The sequence below is a fragment of the Candidatus Nitrotoga sp. BS genome (assembly GCF_927797785.1).
Classification (GTDB): Bacteria; Pseudomonadota; Gammaproteobacteria; order Burkholderiales; family Gallionellaceae; genus Nitrotoga.
On sequence record NZ_CAKMLL010000069.1, the window covers coordinates 1 to 19,462 of the forward strand.

Genomic DNA, 19,462 nt, shown 5'->3' on the forward strand with positions numbered 1-19,462 from the left:
AAGTGCAGAATTAAAACAAAATTAAATCAATATGTTAAAATTGTTTCTTAAGAGAACTGACCCCGCGCTTTTGATTGGACGCGAGACGGTACCGAGATGCTTCTGGGACAGTTTGACTGTCAGGGCGAAACGAGCAACACCACTTTCGCTTGATCCACATGGGTGACTGGTGCGATTCACGCAACCACACGATGAAGCAAAGGGCGCGAAACCGTTTTGCAAAATAAAGGTGATGGCCAGAGCAGTAAATTTTTATCGCGGTTGTTTGCGAGTATTTTTTTGTGCTCTTGACTTAGGGGAGGCTAATGGGTGACCCCGTGCTTTTGGTTTTAAATCGCAGATAGAAACATTAACGAATAGACGAGTAACGCCAAGAAAGGCAGGGCGACCACAAAAGAAGACAGACAGTGCCAATTAATACTACTCTGACCCCAAATGTTCGTCACCATATCAGATAGGCTTCTAGCACCCGCAGAGCCACCACTAAGTGCATGAAAGCGTTTAACATCAGCTCTTAATTTAATCTCTGACGAGCTTAAATTATTATCCCTGTTTACCCATTCATTCGTTTAATTCGTTGCATTGTCCGCGAATTGAATAAAAACCTTGGCTACTGTGTCGTTCAATTTCTGTATAACCTGAAGTACAATAATTGCTGATTGCTAATTCTTTTTCTAATGCTACTTCTAATTGAATATAAAATTTACTGTTTTTATCTGTTCCTGTCCGGTCACTATTTTGATTTCGTTCTCCACGCCCACCACCCCTTCTACCTTCACGACTAGAAGATTTTTGCTCGTTTCGTTCTTTAAACTCTTTAGAAATTGAAAATTCTTTAACGTTGTTTTGTGTAATATGAGTATTGAAGTAGTATTTATTATCATCTTTTTTGGCGTTTGATGAACACCCTAGCAATGAAAACAATAAAAGTGCTATTAAGTGATTTTTGTTCATTTGTGCATATCTCTTTATTGTAGAAGTCATAAAATGCTTATAAAGATTTCTCATGTAGTGGTCAAGTAAAATTGGCCACAATTTTGTAGCTTAATTTGTATCTTCGCTCTGATTCATTTGGGCTTATTCCACCGTTAAATAGCGCCAGTGTTCTGCCCAAAGGTAAGATTGAGGTTCATAACTGTTCACCTCATTACGTTTTTTACGGAACGATTGCGCGGTTTCAAGCAACTTATTGCGTTCTGCCTTACTGTCTTGTTCATTGTCCGGAAACGAACTGGTAACCAGTTCACCTTTCTTACCAATTAAGCGCACCTCAAGCGGGTAATGACCACCTTTCCAAATTTCTTCTTTTTTGTTATTTCTGTCACTGTCAAAGTACGGCGGGTAAATTCTTCTTATCTGATCCAGACTAGCTTGCACAATACTAAGAGGAAGTTTTCCAGTTGATTTAAGCGAAATATGCAATAGGCCAATATGTGGGTCAAACCGGATTAGTTCACATTGCTTTACCTCGAATTCAATCGGATCACTGGGCATACCAAAACCAGACAGACGAACATGAAGTTTCTTGATGTCGGTGCGCTGGAAGCGAGCCACCTTATTTTTGTCATACCAAAAACGCCGGACGAAGGGATGGAAATAGTTGTACGCCTGATAATCGTGGCTATCACGATAAAGATCTTCATCGCTGGGATTATCTTCATCGTTGGGATTATGTTTAACGGCGTTATTTTTTGAATCCCATTGGGAATTTTCCAAGCGCTCTTCGAAATCTTTCAGCGAACCTGCACCGACATACTTTCCGTCTTGATTCACCAACCACAAACGGAACGGAATAATAATGTGCGTCGTTAGGCTTGCTATAGTTCTCATGCTGTCCCCTTGTCCACCCAAATTTACTCGAAGCGATTCCAACAAAATTGGCATACTACCCCAGATAACCGCCTATTTGTGCAACGTTACCAGTAAAAGGTTGCTGTGCAATCTGATTTTGTGAATGCGATAATCCATCGTGCATTCAAAACACACGGGGTCAGTTCCGAATGGCACTTACTTAAGGATTGATACATAAATAAAACAGTAAGTTACGTAATTAAAGAACTGGACAAAAAACACTTGGTACAATTTAGAACTGAGTTATACGGCAATAAATCGCTGGCTTCTTAGGTGATTTTCCGGTCATTATTATCTGCAAGTTACTCTTTTTTCAATGTACTTGGCTTAAGTAAGTGCCATTCGGGTCAGTTCCCACATTCCAACACTACCCCAGATGCAGATCGCCAACTCGCTCATGAAGGACTGCACTAACTTTCAGAATGATAAGAAACTGGCAGCATGGTCTCCACTCGTTGCCAGATGATCAGTCGGAGTTACCTATTTGCATTTACCTCCCCGTCACTTAACAGACTCCCAAAATTTGGGCCATTGGGTTAAGCTTACACATCTAAATTAATTATCCAATACAAAACAGACACTATGGCCCAATACGTTTTTACCATGAATCGCGTGGGTAAGGTCGTTCCGCCCAAACGCCAAATTCTCAAGAATATTTCCCTCAGTTTCTTCCCCGGTGCCAAAATCGGTCTACTTGGACTGAATGGCTCGGGCAAATCTACTGTGCTGAAGATCATGGCCGGGGTAGACAAGGATTTCGAAGGCGAAGCTACTCCAATGCCGAACTTGAATATCGGCTATCTGCCACAAGAGCCGCAACTCAATCCGGAAGATACCGTGCGTGCAGCTGTTCAGGAAGGGTTGGGCGAAGTATTCAGTGCGCAAAAACAATTGGATGATGTGTATGCCGCTTATGCTGATCCCGATGCTGACTTTGATGCGTTGGCCACCGAGCAGGCGCGACTCGAAGCCATCATCGCTGCCAGTGACGGCAACGCGGATCAACAAATGGAAATTGCTGCCGATGCGTTACGTTTGCCCGAGTGGGATGCTGTTGTCAAGAATCTCTCGGGTGGTGAGAAGCGTCGTGTAGCGTTGTGCAAGTTACTCTTGTCCAAACCAGATATGCTGTTGCTGGATGAGCCGACCAACCATTTGGATGCTGAATCGGTAGAATGGCTTGAGCAATTTCTTTTGCGCTTTCCCGGCACCGTAGTTGCGGTGACGCATGACCGCTACTTCCTTGATAATGCCGCTGAGTGGATTTTGGAGCTTGATCGTGGCCACGGCATTCCGTGGAAGGGAAATTATTCAAGTTGGTTGGAGCAGAAAGGAGAGAGGCTCAAGCAAGAAGAGTCCTCTGAGTCCGCACGCCAGAAGGCGCTGAGCAAGGAGCTGGAATGGGTGCGTCAGAATCCCAAGGGACGGCAGGCTAAATCAAAGTCGCGTATTGCCCGCTTTGAAGAATTAAATTCGCAGGAATATCAAAAGCGCAATGAGACCCAGGAAATCTTTATTCCCGTGGCGGACAGGTTGGGTAATGAAGTTATCGAGTTTGATAATGTTTCTAAAGCATATGGCGACCGACTGCTGATTGACAATCTCAGCCTCAAGATTCCGCCCGGCGCTATCGTTGGTATTATTGGGCCCAACGGCGCGGGTAAATCAACGCTGTTTCGCATGCTGACGGGAAAAGAAACGCCGGATTCAGGCGATATAAAAATCGGCTCAACAGTTAAAATTTCTCATGTAGATCAATCGCGCGATGTGCTGGAGAACGATAAGACTGTGTTCGATGTAATTTCCGGCGGTAATGACATCCTAACCGTGGGTAAATTTGAGACGCCATCGCGCGCCTACATCGGCCGCTTCAACTTCAAGGGTGGAGATCAGCAAAAGCTGGTCGGTAATCTTTCAGGTGGCGAACGGGGTCGTCTACACTTGGCGAAAACCCTTATCTCGGGAGGCAATGTCCTGTTGCTGGATGAACCTTCCAATGACCTCGACGTGGAAACCCTGCGTGCACTTGAAGACGCACTGCTGGAATTCGCCGGTTGCGTGCTGGTTATCTCGCATGATCGCTGGTTTTTGGATCGCATAGCGACTCATATTCTCGCCTTTGAAGGCGACTCGCAGGTCACATTTTTCGATGGTAATTATCAGGAGTATGAAGCTGATAAAAGGAAGCGCTTGGGTGAGGAAGGTGCGAAGCCTAAGCGGATTCGCTATAAACCGATTAGTCGATAAGTTTTGTTGGCTAATAGCCTGTCGGTCTTAAAGAGGAGCCTCTTGCAAAAGTAGTCGTAATTTTTATAACCAGCCTTGCATGCGCTAAAACGGTGTCATCGTCAACTTGTGGTCAAAATAGTCAAAAACTCACCAAAAGCCCATTTGACGCGATTGGGAGGATTTGTGATTTATTGCGCACTTTTAGCAACCGTTTACCCGGCTATAAAACTGCAACTTTCATCAAGTAACATCAAAAAATTGCTGATTTTTTAAGCATTTTTAGCAAAAATAGTTTTGCAAGAAGCTCAGAGTTGTAGCTAAAATTTAGCTGAGCGCGGGGGGATTTTGCGAGCTTCCACCTTGCGGTGAAATGTCTGCTTACCCCCTTGGCAAATGTTGTAGGTGTGCTTGTTGAAGTACCAGCAATGCTCTCTTTGGTAACATATTCAAACCGGACTCGACACCTATTATTACCCCCTCAGTAGCTCATCACATGAGCCTGCAAGTAAAAATTGTACCCAGCTGAGGCATGTAACTAATCTAGTAAACTTAATCGTTATACGGACTCTAGCTCTTTCAGACGTTCTATTGAAAGCAGTCGCAACGAGTACTGGACAAACTATTTGAAAGTCATTTTGAATACAGGCAGACCGTTAGCAAGTGACAATTTTATTAACGTAGGCAGAACAGATAATCGGACGAGGCTTAAGGGCAACTCTAAAAATCCAATTTTCGTCACAATACTGCGTTACTCGAAAAAAATTATCGCTTACATATCAACTATATGCCGCGCTCAAATTTTTTACTCGCGCCTTGTCTTGTCTAGAAAATTGAATTTTTAGAGGCACCCTTAAATTTACACCGGGTATCGCGCTGAATTAGAATGTATTCATCATGGAATTTATGACTACAGCGCCCAGGCTCACCGCAGCCAATTCCGCGACTGTTCAAAGAAGACCCCTGCGATTTGGCGGTTTGGCAGCCTCACGGCCATCCTCCGGTACAGTAGACAACAAACAGATGATGGGCGAATTGCGGTGCATGGCGGCCGGCCTGTCTGCACTTATCTACTGTTATAGCCTCAGGGGATTGCAGAAAATCCTGGAGTTAGAAAATGCGACGCACATCCGGGGGTTCAATCCGTCCTGGCACGATCCGTTTTCACACGGCATATGGGACAACTCGAAAATTGCGCTGGGTTTTGTACTCGATGGCAGAGCGTGGCTGGTGTTTCGTGGATCGGACGACAGTCTGGACTGGGATGCCAATTTTCGTTTCTCAAAAACCAGGGATGACATTCATTTTGGGTTCTCGCGTTGTTGGGACGGCTTGTCGCATGTTGTCAGTCCCTGGCTTGATGAGATTGCGGGTGTAGTCCCCGCTCTGGTCGTCACCGGACATTCACTGGGTGGTGCCATTGGCGTGCTGGCGGCTCGTTCTATCTCTCAAAGAGGCGCGATCGGAATCGAAGCCGTTTTGACCTTTGGCGCACCGAAGGTGGGGTCAAAGCGATTTGTAGAATATTACAACGCCCTGCCCGCCAACATTCAAGGGGAGCAAGGCACAGTTAGTCTGCGCGATGTCACCTGGCAAACGCGGATCAAGGATGACATCGTCCCAAAGGTGTGTCCGAACTGGATGGGGTTCAGACATTGCGGACAAGATGCGAGCGAGCTGAAAACAGGCTCCGACAAACCATTGCGGCACTTCAGTACACCCAACTACATGCTCGGTCCTGCAACGAACCCAGGCGTGGTGGAAACACTGATCAATACCCTTTCAGGCTGGATTCCGTACCTGAAGGTGTTTTTCTACGGGGCCGAGAAAATTAAGCAAGGCGGACTCAGTCACCGAATGATCGGGTATCAGAATGCATTTGGCGGTGCATTGTCGTTTCGCGACGCTATTGCCCGGCACGACGCCGTACTGGATGCCATTCAGGATCCACGGCCAAACGACCCTCCTCGCAGCACGCTACCGCTACCGTCGTTTATGACGTTTGCGCAACCCGTTCCGACGCGTGATGAATTCCCGAAGGAGAGAACAAAAGGATGGACGTTGCGGCTGACCGTAGTATGCATCTTGGCCTTAGCGATGCTGCTGGGGTTTTTTGTGGCGATGCTTTGGTCGATAACATTTTTAACCCCGGAGATTCGACCCGTCGGTTACGGGCTGATTGTGCTACTGACCATTGGTTTTGTACAAAAACTGAGACAGGATATGCGCTAAATCAGTAAGCGTTCTGGGGACACGATACTTAGTTTAGGTATCATTACATGAAGAGGTCGAAGCCGAATGCCACCAGCAAAAACGTGATTCAAGGCTATAGACCGTTTTTAAGCAGCCCCGTCTTTAAGAATCAGTTTTTGAGTCTCTATGTCTGGCAGGCTGTTAGAATGGGAGAAAACCAACTAGCCTTTATCTTGATGTCGATTTTCAAGCCCTAAGGGTTGTTATTCGGCTGTAATTTTGAACCACTTGAAACTTAAATTGAGGAGAACCAGATGGAACATACTTTACCTGCACTACCTTACGCGATGGACGCACTAGCACCGCATATTTCCAAGGAAACGCTGGAGTATCACTATGGTAAACATCACCAAACCTATGTGACAAATCTCAACAACTTGATTAAAGGCACTGAATTTGAGAACGCCACACTGGAAGAGATAGTTAAAAAAGCTAGTGGTGGAATTTTCAACAATGCCGCCCAAGTTTGGAACCATACTTTTTACTGGAATGGCATGAAGCCTAACGGTGGCGGTGAGCCGGCTGGAGCGTTGGCGGACGGTATCAACAAAAAATGGGGCAGTTTCGAAGATTTTAAAAAAGCATTTTCTGCTTCTTGCCTGGGTAACTTTGGCTCTGGCTGGACATGGCTGGTGAAGAAGGCCGATGGCTCGCTGGACATCGTTAACACCAGTAATGCCGCTACACCTTTGTCCGGTGCTGACAAGCCATTATTGACTTGTGACGTGTGGGAACACGCCTACTATATTGATTATCGCAACGCCCGCGTCAAGTATGTTGAAAGCTTCTGGGGCTTGGTTAACTGGGATTTTGTAGCGAAGAACCACGCTTAATTTCTAAAGCTTGAACGAAAAAAATCCCGGGACTCGCCGGGATTTTTTAATTCAGAGAGGTTATTGGCCTACGGGAGCCTGCCTTAATCCTTGAACTCTTATTCCTTGCTTGATGCCATTTCGGGCAAACCAGCCGCTATTCATTTCCAGCGCATACAATGCATCACCTTGAGCGTGGTGTGGATCTAAGGTGTTAGGCTGCATTTTTTCAATGTTGAGAATAGAGCCATCTGCAGCGATGAAAGCAATACTTAAAGGCAGTAACGTGTTCTTCATCCAGAAGCCATGTCTGTCAGCCTTTTTAAAGATAAATAACATTCCACAATTAGGGCACAGAAAACTGCGCTGCATAAGTCCCTGGTTACGGCTTTGCGGGGTGTTGGCTGTTTCAGCAAAAATATTGTTTTTACCAATCTTCAGTGAAATTTTTTCACCCCAGGCTGGTTGCAAGGCAAAAAAGAATAACGCCGATAGCGCGAAAAAAAATCTCATATTGGTACCGTAAATTTATATGACTGGTTTAACTGACATCAAGCCTGGTTTGGTATCATGGAATTGAGCAGCCACATGTTAAACAAGATAATTATTTATACCACATTCCGCCTGCCAAGTTGCCGCCTATCCGGCTTATTGAGTTTTTGTCTGTTTTTTTTGCCTGTTCCCCTCTATGCTGTACAAATTACATTAAACGTGGCGGACGTTACTGCATCAAGCTTTACCGCACGCGGAATTAAAGTGGTATTGGCGCAAAAGGGTTCGGCAGAATTTAGCATAGATAAATTGCATATGGCAGACAATACATGGCACAAGGTACACGTGCATTGTGCAGAATTTATACTTAGTTCAGATCGCGTGACATGCCATAAAGGTAAGCTGGACGCAATTCCAGACATGCCATTCACATTTAGTTACGAGTTTGCCGCGCAACGATTGGATTTACGATTTTCCGCTAAAGCAAATGAGTTGTGGCAGGTAAGCGCTGATTTCCGCGCGCAGCCGTGGCGTGCAACTGTACAGTTACGCAATGCTCAAGTTAAGCGCTTGGCTGACTGGCTTCCACCCGATGGCCCATTGCCTACTCAGGGCACCCTCATTGGCACCTTGGTGGTGAGTGGTGATAAAGCGGGAGTAAGGCAGATCAATGCTGATGTGCATTTAGCTGGTATAGCTGCTGCGGATGCGAGTGGTTTGCATGCTGCCGAAAAATTGACAGGCAAACTGCATGTAGATGCTACTCACACAAGCCAAAAATGGAATTGGCGTGGCGCACTCGATTGGCAGAGTGGTGAGCTGTTCTGGCAACCGTTGTATTTGCGCGGCGGGCATACGCTTCAAGCCTCTGGCCAGTGGGATGGTGCACAACTAAACGTGACACAGGCTGTGGCTAATCTTCCAGAGGTAGGCAAGGTTGAGTTGAACGCACTGTGGGATGTTAAAAAAAGTAATTTATTGGAAGCCCGTGTAGTTGGCAAAAATCTGTCGCTAGCAAATGCCTTTAGTGATTACGCCAAACCATTTATGGTAAAGGATGCTGTGACGGCGGCAGAGCCGAAAGGGCGTGCTGATGTGGACTGGCAATATCGCAATGGTGCCACCCAGGCCTTGCACGTTAAGCTGCATGATGTGGCGATAGTGGATAGTAAGAAACGCTTTGCACTGCACGGCATTAATGCGGACATTCCATGGCATGCCCAACAGCAAAGTGAAGCGCATATGGCCTTTGCCGACGGCGAATTGATGGGGTTGCCACTGGGTGCAACGCAATGGCAAATACAGATGCGCGGGAAGAGTTTCATTCTGCCAACCGCCACACTGCCCCTACTTGACGGTAAGTTAGAAGTGAGCGACTTCCATTTGCAAAGCGTAAATGAAGTGTGGGAGTGGGATTTTGCTAGTAAACTTACTTCAATTTCCATGCAGAAGCTCAGTGCTGCATTACATTGGCCTGAGATGCATGGCTCACTTTCAGGCTCTATTCCCAAAGTGAGTTACCAGCACAAATTGTTAAAGGTAGATGGCACCTTGTTGTTTAAAGTATTTGATGGGGAGGTATTGGCAAATAACTTGAAGTTATTTGATCCTTTTGGCCTCGCACCTCGCCTATCTGGTAATTTAGATATGCAAGGACTGGATCTAGACCTCCTAACGCGCACCTTTTCTTTCGGCAATATTCAGGGACGTATTGACTTAGGAGTGCACAATCTCGAACTGGTGAGCTGGCATCCAGTACGTTTTGATGCGAAGTTGGGGAGCAGTCCTGGAAAATATCGCAAGAGAATCAGTCAAAAGGCAGTAGAGAATATTTCTTCGTTGGGAGGCGCAGGTGGAGGAGCTGCCTTGCAACGCAGCTTTCTGCGAATTTTTAAGAGTTTTGGCTATGACAGCATCGGGTTGAGTTGTGCGCTGCGCAATAACATATGTACGATGGCAGGGACTGAAGATCGAGGCAACGCTTTCACGATAGTAAAAGGTGGCGGTATTCCCGCCATCACTGTGATGGGCTACAATCGCAAGGTAGACTGGAGTGAACTAATAACCCGCTTAAAGAGGGTCTTGCAGGACAATAAAGCTGTGATCAAATAAAGGATGGGCACTATGAAAAAAATTTGGACCATACTACCTTTGGCAGGCATAGCAATGAGCGCCTGCGTCACCATCAATATTTATTTCCCCGCCGCAGAAGCGGAAAAGGCAGCTGACAAAATAATCGACGAAATTTGGCAAACCGAGAAATCTGTTACGGCTCCCAAATCTGACAAGCCTGCATCTGTTGCACCTGAAACTAAAAAGGAGAAAGCAATATGAACAACTTAATTAAGTTTTGTTTTGCACTGTTTGCTCTGTGTGTTTCTACCGCTGCATCGGCACAGGTAAACATCGAAATCAATACGCCTGGCGTTGTTGCTTTGAAGCAGTCAATGCAACAACGCCATACAGAGTTGGCAGCGTTTTATGCCAGCGGCGCGGTCGGGATAACTTCTGATGGCATGGTTGCCTTACGCGATGCCAACGCCGTTCCACTGGCCGCCCGTCAGAAGGTCAATGGGCTGGTTGCAGCGGAGAATCAGGACCGTAAGGCGTTGTATGCCGAGATTGCTCGCGCTAACGCGCATCCCGAGTGGGAAGGTGACATCCGCAGTACGTTCGCACAACGCTGGATACAGCGTGCCCAAGCGGGTTGGTGGGTACAGAGCGGCGGCACTTGGTCAAGAAAGTAACTGGCAAACTATAAAACTGATACCCAACTCACTAGTAAGTTGAGTATCAGGAGTCAATTTTCCTTGTAAATACTCAATCACTTTATAATTCTATGGGATCTTGTTAATGTTTTCATTCACTCCAACTTTGCAATACCATTGGTGTTGATGACCCCTGTTCTTGTTTTTGATATCGAAACTATTCCCGACATTGCCGGGATTCGTACCCTGTATGAACTTGACGAACAAGTCAACGATGGGGATGTGGCAGAGATGGCCTTTCAGATACGCCGCCAGAAGACAGGTAGTGATTTCTTGCAACATCATCTGCATCGCGTAGTGGCTATTTCGTGCGCATTGCGCGAGGGCGACAATTTCCGCGTGTGGTCACTGGGCGGACTGGAAGACGGTGAGAGCGCCCTCATTCAACGTTTCTTTGACGGCATCGACAAATATACCCCGCAATTAGTGTCTTGGAATGGTGGTGGTTTTGACCTGCCGGTGCTGCACTATCGCGGCCTGATCCACGGTGTTCAATGCGCAAATTATTGGGATATGGGAGAGGATGACAAGAATTTCAAATGGAATAACTATATCAGCCGTTATCATTTACGACATCTTGATTTGATGGATTTGCTTGCACTGTATACAGGCCGTGCCAATGCCCCGCTGGATGACCTGGCCAAATTAATCGGTTTTCCCGGCAAACTGGGTATGGACGGTAGCAAGGTGTGGGATGCTTATCAGCAGGGCAAGCTGAGTGAAATCCGAAATTACTGTGAGACCGATGTGGTCAATACTTATTTGGTCTATGCGCGCTTTCAGTTGATGCGTGGTCAATTCACGCCTGCTCGTTACGAGCAGGAATGTGAACTGGTGCGGAGTACCTTGAGCAAATCTCCCGAATCTCACTGGATGGAATATCTCGCTGCTTGGCCAATCGTAAAAATATAACCATGCACAAGCTTCGTCGTATCTGGCTTGCGCTGGGGGCAGTATGGGTTGCCATGACCATGTATCTTTCTCTTACGCCCCACCCTCCAGAACCGCTGCATTTTTTACATGCTGACAAGCTGGAACACGCACTGGCATATAGTTTTCTGATGTTGTGGTTCTGTCAGGTTTACCAACAACGGACGCCCCGTATTCTTATAGCGACTCTGCTGGTCGCTACGGGTGTCGGAATAGAATATTTACAGCGCATGACCGCTTACCGAATTTTTGATTATGCCGACATGCTGGCAAATAGTGCTGGTGTGCTTTTAAGCTTGTTTTTTATAAGTTTAGGCTTGGATCGGATCGGTGTCATGCTGGAAACTAAATTTTTTAAAATTGCAGAATGAGATGACTGATAGATCCGTACACGCAAACAGCGTTGTTGTTGAATCGCTTGATTACGAAAGTCGCGGCATTGCGCATGCGGATGGTAAAGTAATTTTTATCGAAGGCGCGCTGACAGGTGAGCGCGTCACCTATTCGTCATATCGTAAAAAAACCAGCTTCGAGATAGCGCAACTCGGCCAAGTAATTAAGCCAACTTTCATGCGCGTCCAGCCTAAATGCAAGCATTTCGGCGTATGTGGGGGCTGTTCCATGCAGCATATGGATGCCCGTGCTCAGGTTGCCGCCAAGCAGCGCATACTGGAAGACAATCTGTGGCACATCGGCAAGGTCAAGGCCCAGACTATTTTGCAGCCGATCTACGGTCAGTCATGGGGCTACCGGCAGCGGGCGCGGCTTTCGGTGCGCCATGTATTGAAGAAGGGCAAGACACTGGTAGGCTTTCGCGAAAAGCGTGGCGGCTATGTGGCGGACATGCAGCATTGCGAAATCCTGTCGCCTAAAATTGCCAAGCTTTTGCCACTGCTGGGACAGTTGAATGAAAAATTTACAACTCGCGACGCATTGCCGCAAATCGAAGTGGCTGTCGGCGAGCATGTGTCAGTGCTGGTGCTGCGCATTTTACAAGCACTTTCGCCAACTGACGAAGAGGCCATCAAACAGTTCGCCGATACCCATGCGGTACAGTTTTGGCTGCAAACCAAAGGACCGGAAACTGCGGTGCCATTTTATCCCCTGGACGCACCACCACTGACATACAGCCTGCCAGAGTTCGGAATTACCATGCCATTCGCACCGACTGAGTTTACCCAGGTCAATGCGGATATGAATCGCGTCATGGTGAGCCGTGCCGTCCGTTTACTTAACCCTCAACCGAACGAACGCATCGCGGATTTATTCTGCGGACTGGGCAACTTCACACTGCCCATTGCGCGCAGTGGTGCTCAGGTAGTGGGCATCGAAGGTAGCGCGACGCTGGTACAGCGTGCCGCACAGAATGCCGCGTTAAATGGCTTGGTGGACAACACCCAATTCAGCGCAATGAATTTGTTTGAGATAGATGAAGCAGCATTGGCACAGTTAGGTCATTTCGACAAAATGTTAATTGACCCGCCTCGCGACGGCGCGTTTGAACTGGTCAAGGCGCTGGGCACTGATGCGCCGAGTCGCATTGTGTATGTCTCATGCAACCCCGCAACACTGGCGCGTGATGCCGAAATATTAGTGCATCAGAAGGGTTATGTACTAAAGGCAGCAGGCGTGATGAATATGTTCCCGCATACCTCTCATGTCGAATCCATTGCGCTGTTTGAAAAAATGCAGGCTTAACACATGCTTTTTGATGTTCCTAAAGAACTGCGCTTGGCAGCACTTCATTGGCTGGCCGAGACAGATCATGTTCTAAAATCTGCGGGCGTCATTGCGTTAGCTCAAGCATGGAAGAAAGACGAAATCATTCTGGAGACTGACGCACCCCTGACCACACTGCGCCTCATCCCCGGCCACCCGTTACTTCCTGAGCTTGTTTCATACCTGGAAGTGCCACGCAGGTCTATGCACACTGAAGAAGGTCGTGCTGCGCTGATTCATGCGCTGACACATATCGAATTTAATGCTATCAACCTGGCCTTGGACGCTATCTGGCGCTTCCCGAAAATGCCGCGCGAATATTATATCGACTGGCTCAAGGTGGCGGCTGAAGAAGCTCGACATTTCTCTTTACTTTCTGCCCATCTGGGTACGAAAGGTTATGCCTACGGCGACTTTGCAGCACACAACGGTCTTTGGGAGATGGTCGAAAAAACCACTGGTGATATCCTCGCCCGTATGGCACTGGTTCCGCGCACTATGGAGGCACGCGGCCTGGATGCCTCCCCACCTCTGCGAGCCAAGCTTGCGCAAGCAGGCGAAATTGCGGCAGCTAAAATTATTGACATTATTCTTGCAGATGAGATTGGTCACGTATTAATTGGCAACCGCTGGTATAACTGGGTTTGCGAAACACGCGGCCTAGAGCCCGTGTCGACCTATGCCTCGCTTGCAGAAATTTACAAGGCACCGACACTACGTGGGCCGTTTAATATTGAAGCAAGGCGGGCGGCGGGATTTAGTGAAGGCGAACTGATAGCTTTGATGGCTGTTAAATGACGGCTACTCAGTAAATTTATCCAGAATATCATGAGGAAATAGAGCGTAATGGACGCAGCTTCACGCTCATGAAAAAAGCCTGCTCATTTTGTTGTGGGAATTTATTCGGTCCAGTACTTAGATACCCAAGGTGCGGCTTGCACGTAGCGGAACCTTCGGTTACGCCGTCCGGCCAACGCATCGGGTGGGTTGACTTCGCCATGAAAAATCAGGATGCGCGCGCCCTCTGGAATTGTTGGGGCACACCAGTAGTTGCATGGCCAACGCGGAATACAATGATATTTAAAGCTGCGGCACCAAGCATCGGGCCAATAGTTCAGCTTACCCTGGCGATGCAACCAGTCAGAGAGAAATGCCTGCTCATGCCGGAAGTTACGTCGGATATCAGCCTGTTTTGCCCTGAACTCGGTCAACAAGCCAGCATGCGCGCCGAGGCGAAAGCGGTAAACCGATGAGTTGCCTGTGATGCGCCAACGTCGTTTCCAATCATGAATAATAAGAAATTCGCCCGGTGGCTCGAAAAAGCAGTCAATATCATCAACGATCACCACATCAAGATCCAGAAACAACGCGGTGCCCTGTAATCCGTGCAGGTCGGCCTCGAAGGTAGTTAGCTTTTTCCAACCACGCTCGGGAATTCCATCTGGCAAAGCCAAATCAGGAATGGGCAGGCACTGCACTTCGGCACGTACGCCTTCATTTCGATCAGTCAAACAGACAAAGCGAAACGGTCCACGCAAATGCCGTGTCACCATCGCATATAACCTGTTAACGTATTCAGGGCCGTACTTAACACCCCATTTCATACACAAAATTACGCGTTCATCTGTTCCTTCATAAGGATTCGTTTCTGATTTTTCTTTTTTTTTCGTCATACAGCTTGTATATAGTTACACGTCACACCAGTTCCAGCCAGCAGAATGACAAGCAAAATCATAAATGTATTATGAACAGCTAACGGCTACGCGTGTAAGAATAATGGGAAGGAAAAATTCATTCTGTCTTCTCGATCTGTTTAATAATATTCTGCAATGCCTGTAACGGATCAGCGGCGCGGGTGATAGGGCGGCCAATGACCAGATAGTTCGCTCCTTGATCCAGTGCGGCACATGGCGTCATAACGCGCGATTGATCATCCGCAACAGCATCGGCTGAACGAATGCCAGGCGTAACTAAACAGAATTCGTTTCCACAATGCTGGCGCAGCAAAGCAGCCTCCTGCGCAGAACATACAACACCGTCTAGCCCGCTATCGCGGGCAAGCCTAGCCAAACGCAACACCATATCGGCGGGAGTAGCTGCAATCCCCAGATCGGCAAAATCTCCCTGCGCCATACTGGTAAGTAATGTCACGGCAATCAGCTTAGGCGAGTTGGTATACCGGCTCATTACGTCACGCGCCGCTTCCATCATCTTGCGTCCACCCAGTGCATGCACATTAACCATCCATACTCCTAATTCAGCTGCAGCTTTACATGCCTGAGCCGTCGTATTCGGAATATCATGAAATTTCAGATCAAGGAATATTTCAAAACCACGCTGCATTAGCAGTTCGATCAATTGAGGCTTTGCTGTGTTGAACAATTCTATTCCCACCTTGAGGCGACATAACCCAGGCTCCAATCGTGCTACCAATTCCAGTGCAGGTTGTGCATCAGAATAATCAAGCGCGACAATTATTTTAGGGTCGTTCATATTATTAGTCCATTTTCTTCGCTTCTGCGAGGGGAATAGGTTTCCCACCCATGACATGCCGGACAATGCCAGTAAAACTGACGCGCCTTAAAGCCACAATTGGCACAACGGTACATTGCCAGTGTGCGCGTGCGTTGATGCACCAAATTTTTCACCATTTCAACATCAGCGCGGTGTTCGATTGATACTCCCAGTAACCGTGCCTCCAGCAATTTATCCAAACCAAGTAATGTAGGGTTGCGCTGCAGTTCATCACGCACCAGCCTATATCCCGCTTCAGCACCATCACGCTGTAGTACGGCATCAAACAGCACGTTCATCAAATCTAATGACGGGTATTTGATCAGATAACCCTGCAACATGTCTATGCCAGCATCTACACGCCTAGCTTGACGATAAGCCCGTAGCAGACGTTCAGCCACCAAGGGCAGATACTGCGGGTTCTGTTGTTCGATGCGCTGCCAGATTTCAATGGCGCCTAGAAAATGCTGCGCCGCATTTTCGATATCGCCCAGCATAATGGTGGCACGCACCGACTGAGGATTTGCTTCCAGAGCCTGCTCCAGATGGATGCGCGCGGCCTCGATTCGTTGCTGAGTCAATTCAGCGGCAGCCAGTTCGCAATAGAAAAATGCAGCTTCTTTACCTTGAGGTTGACCGCATAACACTGTCAGACGCTGTGTCACGTCAATCGCCTTGAACCAGTCCTTTTCCTTTTGATACAACTCGAGTAAAAAGTTTAGCGCTGCATTAGCATAGGATGTAGCTTGTAATTTAAGAAACAACTCCTCGGCTCGATTTAATATTCCGGCATTAAGGTAATCTTGCGCCAGCTCAAATAGCGCCTGTTGCTTCTTGTCTTCTTCCAGGTCGGCGCGCTCTATCAAATTCAGATGCATACGAATGGCGCGGTCTACCTCGCCGCGGCGGCGGAATAAACTACCTAACGCAAAGTGCAGTTCAATCGTCTGTGGATCAACCTTGACCACCTCAATAAATGCCTCAATAGCTTTATCCTGTTGCTCATTGAGCAAGAAGTTCAGCCCTTGAAAATAGGAGCGCGGCAGAGCACTCGATTCAAACAACATTTGCTTGATATCTATGCGCGCTGCCATCCAGCCCATCCCGAAAAATAGCGGAAAAACCAGCAGCATCCACAGCTCAAATTCCATAATCGATAGATCAGGTTACAAAGGGTATATGCAATTAGTCAACCTAAGCATTTCATAAATAGAGTGATAGTTACACAGAATTTTATTTGCCAGGAACGTTTAGAAGAGAGGGGCAATGTATGCCTCGCCCGAGGGGAACCTTAGTCTTGCATCGTCTACAAAAGTCATCAATCATTAAAACTGCGCAATCCACTATCAAATGATAGTCCATGTAAAACTGTCTCAGCGTACATCAGTTCATGGAATATCCAAGTTAATATTGGCAACACTGACAAGTTTGTTTTTCAGACGCAACTCTCGCTTTAGAATGGCGATTTCCTTACGCTGCCGGAAAATATTGCCCAGCACGGCGAGCACACCTACGCTCATGCCCACTGCAAAAAAAAGAAACAGAATGAGTATCAGTGAAGTTTTCCATTCATAACCAAAAAAATAGTGGAACACCACAGGCTGGTCATTCTTCATGGCAAAACCAAGAAGAATGAGAAACAATACTGCACGCAACAACCAAATCATATAGCGCATAATCTACCTACAATATTTTTCGTTACGACAATAGCAAAAATGAGCAAAAAATTGACGGCACTATCTTGCGACAGGCCGCCAATTTTATTACTGCAAAATAATATTTACGACTAAACTGACCTTATGTCTCAAATAAAACTCAGGAGGAAGTGTAGTCAACCCGCTCACGTAACTCTTTCCCTGCCTTGAAATGCGGCACATACTTGGCCGGAACTTGCACCTTATCACCTGATTTTGGATTGCGTCCTATCCGCGGTGGGCGATAGTTTAGTGCAAAGCTGCCGAAGCCGCGGATTTCAATGCGCCCGCCCCTCGCCAAGGTTCCTGCCATAGCATCAAGGATCACTTTAACAGCCAGATCGGCATCCTTGGCCAATAGTTGCGGATAACGCTCCGCCAACTTAGCGATAAGATCAGATCGGGTCATTCTTATCACTCCTTATTCTGCGTCAATCTTGCTTGTATCCATCTTAGCCTTAAGCAAGGCACCCAAATTGGTCGTTCCAGCTATAGATGAATTGTCAGCAGCAGGTGCAGTAAATTTCTGCGTTACTGCCATTTCATCAGCCTTGTCCAACGCCTTGATTGACAAATTAATGCCGCGATTCTTGCGATCCACGTTAATAATCAAAGCCTTCACTGCATCGCCTTCTTTCAAATGATTACGCATATCCTCGACACGGTCAGCAGACACCTCTGAAGCCTTAAGGAAGCCTTCAACATCACCATCCAAGGTAACGGTAGCGCCTTTGGCATCAATTGCCTTAATCACACCGTTTACTACACTGCCTTTGTCATGAGTTGCGATATAACCATTAAAGAGGTCGCCATCCATTTGTTTGACGCCTAACGAAATGCGCTCACGCTCTACATCAATTGCCAGCACCACGGCCTCAAGTTCGTCACCTTTTTTGTAATTGCGCACAGCTTCTTCGCCAGGCACAGACCAAGAAAGGTCAGACAAATGTACCAAACCATCAATTCCACCTTCCAAGCCGATGAAAATACCAAAATCTGTAATCGACTTGATCTGGCCTTTTACTTTATCGCCTTTTTTCTGATTCAGAGCAAAATCGTCCCAAGGGTTAGATTTACACTGTTTCATACCAAGAGAGATACGTCGTCTCTGCTCATCTATTTCCAGAATGATAACCTCAACTTCATCCCCCAGTTGCACCACCTTGGAGGGATGTACGTTCTTGTTTGTCCAATCCATCTCGGACACGTGCACCAAGCCCTCAATCCCCTGTTCGATTTCTACGAACGCGCCATAGTCAGTCAGGTTAGTCACCTTGCCAAACAGCCGAGTACCTTGTGGATAACGGCGTTCCAAACCGGTCCAAGGGTCATCGCCCATCTGCTTGATACCGAGAGAAACACGGTTCTTCTCTTGGTCGAACTTAAGTATTTTTGCTTCCACTTCATCGCCTACCGCCAGCACTTCTGAAGGATGTTTGACACGACGCCAAGCCAAATCGGTAATATGAAGCAGGCCATCAATACCACCCAGATCTACAAACGCGCCATAATCGGTAATATTCTTTACAATACCTTTGACGATCGCGCCTTCCTTCAAGTTTTCCATCATTGCCTGACGGTCTGCTCCATGGCTTGCTTCCAGCACCGCACGGCGCGAAACAACCACATTATTACGCTTACGATCAAGCTTGATAATCTTGAGATCCATCGTCTTGTTTTCATAAGGTGCGGTGTCCTTGACTGGACGGATATCCACCAGTGAGCCAGGCAAGAATGCGCGTATACCATTCACCATAGCAGTCAGACCACCTTTAACTTTACCGCTGACATAACCTTCTACGATTCTGCCTTCTTTCATCGCTTCTTCCAACTCAATCCAAGCAGCGAGGCGCTTGGCCTTCTCGCGTGACAGTTTGGTTTCACCGTAACCATTTTCCAGCGATTCAATCGCCACAGTGACGAAATCGCCAGCTTTTACTTCAATCTCGCCTGCAGCATTGAAAAATTCCTCGACGGGGATAAAACTTTCGGACTTCAGACCGGCATTCACCACCACCACATTATGATCGATGCGCACAACATGCGCAGTGACCAACTCGCCCGCGCGCATTTCCTTGCGCGTCAGACTTTCTTCAAACAGGGAGGCAAAACTTTCCAGATCGTTTTCAACTACAGCAGCGTTAGCATTCATTTATAAAGATACCCAAGACAAACCCGCTTCTGGCGGGGCTGGTTAAAAAAC

General features: G+C 47.2%; 19 protein-coding genes. 10 read left to right on the forward strand and 9 right to left on the reverse strand.

Annotated elements, in window-relative coordinates:
- Positions 1–561 precede the first annotated feature (561 nt).
- Positions 562–954, reverse strand: coding sequence for a hypothetical protein (locus tag MJ769_RS08810; RefSeq protein ID WP_239236433.1), 393 nt, complete (start codon positions 952–954; stop codon positions 562–564).
- 123 nt (positions 955–1,077) lie between these two features.
- Positions 1,078–1,830, reverse strand: coding sequence for a hypothetical protein (locus MJ769_RS08815; protein ID WP_239236435.1), 753 nt, complete (start codon positions 1,828–1,830; stop codon positions 1,078–1,080).
- 603 nt (positions 1,831–2,433) lie between these two features.
- Between MJ769_RS08815 and ettA the strand changes: the two genes are divergently transcribed.
- The 3 genes from ettA (at position 2,434) to sodB (ending at position 7,163) form a co-directional block, all read left to right on the forward strand.
- Positions 2,434–4,098, forward strand: a complete 1,665-nt coding sequence (ettA, locus tag MJ769_RS08820) for an energy-dependent translational throttle protein EttA (RefSeq protein ID WP_239236436.1) — start codon at positions 2,434–2,436, stop codon at positions 4,096–4,098.
- 876 nt (positions 4,099–4,974) lie between these two features.
- Complete coding sequence (locus MJ769_RS08825) at positions 4,975–6,309, forward strand: lipase family protein (RefSeq protein ID WP_239236438.1); 1,335 nt, start codon at positions 4,975–4,977, stop codon at positions 6,307–6,309.
- Positions 6,310–6,584: 275 nt separating this feature from the next.
- Positions 6,585–7,163 carry a superoxide dismutase gene (gene sodB / locus MJ769_RS08830; RefSeq protein WP_239236439.1) on the forward strand — a complete coding sequence of 193 codons (579 nt, stop codon included), beginning with the start codon at positions 6,585–6,587 and terminating at the stop codon, positions 7,161–7,163.
- A 60-nt stretch (positions 7,164–7,223) separates the two neighbouring features.
- On the opposite strand, the gene MJ769_RS08835 is transcribed toward sodB, so the two are convergent.
- Positions 7,224–7,655: a DUF192 domain-containing protein gene (locus tag MJ769_RS08835; RefSeq protein WP_239236441.1), complete on the reverse strand. Its 432-nt coding sequence runs from the start codon at positions 7,653–7,655 to the stop codon at positions 7,224–7,226.
- Between the two features lie 75 nt (positions 7,656–7,730).
- On the opposite strand from MJ769_RS08835, the gene MJ769_RS08840 reads away from it, so the two are divergent.
- The 7 genes from MJ769_RS08840 to MJ769_RS08870 all read left to right on the forward strand — a co-directional run bounded on the left by MJ769_RS08840 (position 7,731) and on the right by MJ769_RS08870 (position 13,849).
- On the forward strand, positions 7,731–9,746 hold the full coding sequence (locus MJ769_RS08840; RefSeq protein WP_239236443.1) for a hypothetical protein: 2,016 nt from the start codon (positions 7,731–7,733) through the stop codon (positions 9,744–9,746).
- Positions 9,747–9,758: 12 nt separating this feature from the next.
- Positions 9,759–9,968 (forward strand): hypothetical protein, encoded by a 210-nt coding sequence (locus tag MJ769_RS08845; RefSeq protein WP_239236445.1) that lies wholly within the window; start codon positions 9,759–9,761, stop codon positions 9,966–9,968.
- Complete coding sequence (locus tag MJ769_RS08850) at positions 9,965–10,381, forward strand: YdbL family protein (RefSeq protein ID WP_239236447.1); 417 nt, start codon at positions 9,965–9,967, stop codon at positions 10,379–10,381. Before MJ769_RS08845 ends, MJ769_RS08850 begins: the two co-directional genes overlap by 4 nt.
- A 147-nt stretch (positions 10,382–10,528) precedes the next feature.
- Positions 10,529–11,314, forward strand: a complete 786-nt coding sequence (locus MJ769_RS08855; protein ID WP_239236449.1) for a 3'-5' exonuclease — start codon at positions 10,529–10,531, stop codon at positions 11,312–11,314.
- A gap of 2 nt (positions 11,315–11,316) precedes the next feature.
- A complete protein-coding gene (locus tag MJ769_RS08860; protein ID WP_239236451.1) occupies positions 11,317–11,703 on the forward strand; it encodes a VanZ family protein in 387 nt (128 codons plus the stop codon).
- 1 nt (position 11,704) lies between these two features.
- A complete protein-coding gene (gene rlmD / locus MJ769_RS08865; RefSeq protein ID WP_239236460.1) occupies positions 11,705–13,030 on the forward strand; it encodes a 23S rRNA (uracil(1939)-C(5))-methyltransferase RlmD in 1,326 nt (441 codons plus the stop codon).
- A 3-nt stretch (positions 13,031–13,033) separates the two neighbouring features.
- A complete protein-coding gene (locus MJ769_RS08870; RefSeq protein WP_239236462.1) occupies positions 13,034–13,849 on the forward strand; it encodes a ferritin-like domain-containing protein in 816 nt (271 codons plus the stop codon).
- 101 nt (positions 13,850–13,950) lie between these two features.
- Here MJ769_RS08870 and MJ769_RS08875 read toward each other — a convergent pair whose 3' ends face one another.
- The 6 genes from MJ769_RS08875 to rpsA all read right to left on the reverse strand — a co-directional run bounded on the left by MJ769_RS08875 (position 13,951) and on the right by rpsA (position 19,411).
- Positions 13,951–14,724, reverse strand: a complete 774-nt coding sequence (locus tag MJ769_RS08875; RefSeq protein WP_239236464.1) for a hypothetical protein — start codon at positions 14,722–14,724, stop codon at positions 13,951–13,953.
- A 118-nt stretch (positions 14,725–14,842) separates the two neighbouring features.
- Entirely contained in the window at positions 14,843–15,544 is a 702-nt protein-coding gene (pyrF, locus tag MJ769_RS08880) for an orotidine-5'-phosphate decarboxylase (RefSeq protein WP_239236471.1), read from the reverse strand.
- On the reverse strand, positions 15,541–16,716 hold the full coding sequence (gene lapB / locus MJ769_RS08885) for a lipopolysaccharide assembly protein LapB (RefSeq protein WP_239236473.1): 1,176 nt from the start codon (positions 16,714–16,716) through the stop codon (positions 15,541–15,543). The genes pyrF and lapB overlap by 4 nt, the downstream gene beginning before the upstream one ends.
- A 237-nt stretch (positions 16,717–16,953) precedes the next feature.
- Positions 16,954–17,241 (reverse strand): LapA family protein, encoded by a 288-nt coding sequence (locus tag MJ769_RS08890; RefSeq protein WP_239236475.1) that lies wholly within the window; start codon positions 17,239–17,241, stop codon positions 16,954–16,956.
- A gap of 139 nt (positions 17,242–17,380) precedes the next feature.
- Positions 17,381–17,668 carry an integration host factor subunit beta gene (locus MJ769_RS08895; RefSeq protein WP_239236476.1) on the reverse strand — a complete coding sequence of 96 codons (288 nt, stop codon included), beginning with the start codon at positions 17,666–17,668 and terminating at the stop codon, positions 17,381–17,383.
- 12 nt (positions 17,669–17,680) lie between these two features.
- A complete protein-coding gene (gene rpsA / locus MJ769_RS08900) occupies positions 17,681–19,411 on the reverse strand; it encodes a 30S ribosomal protein S1 (protein ID WP_239236478.1) in 1,731 nt (576 codons plus the stop codon).
- Positions 19,412–19,462: the final 51 nt, after the last annotated feature.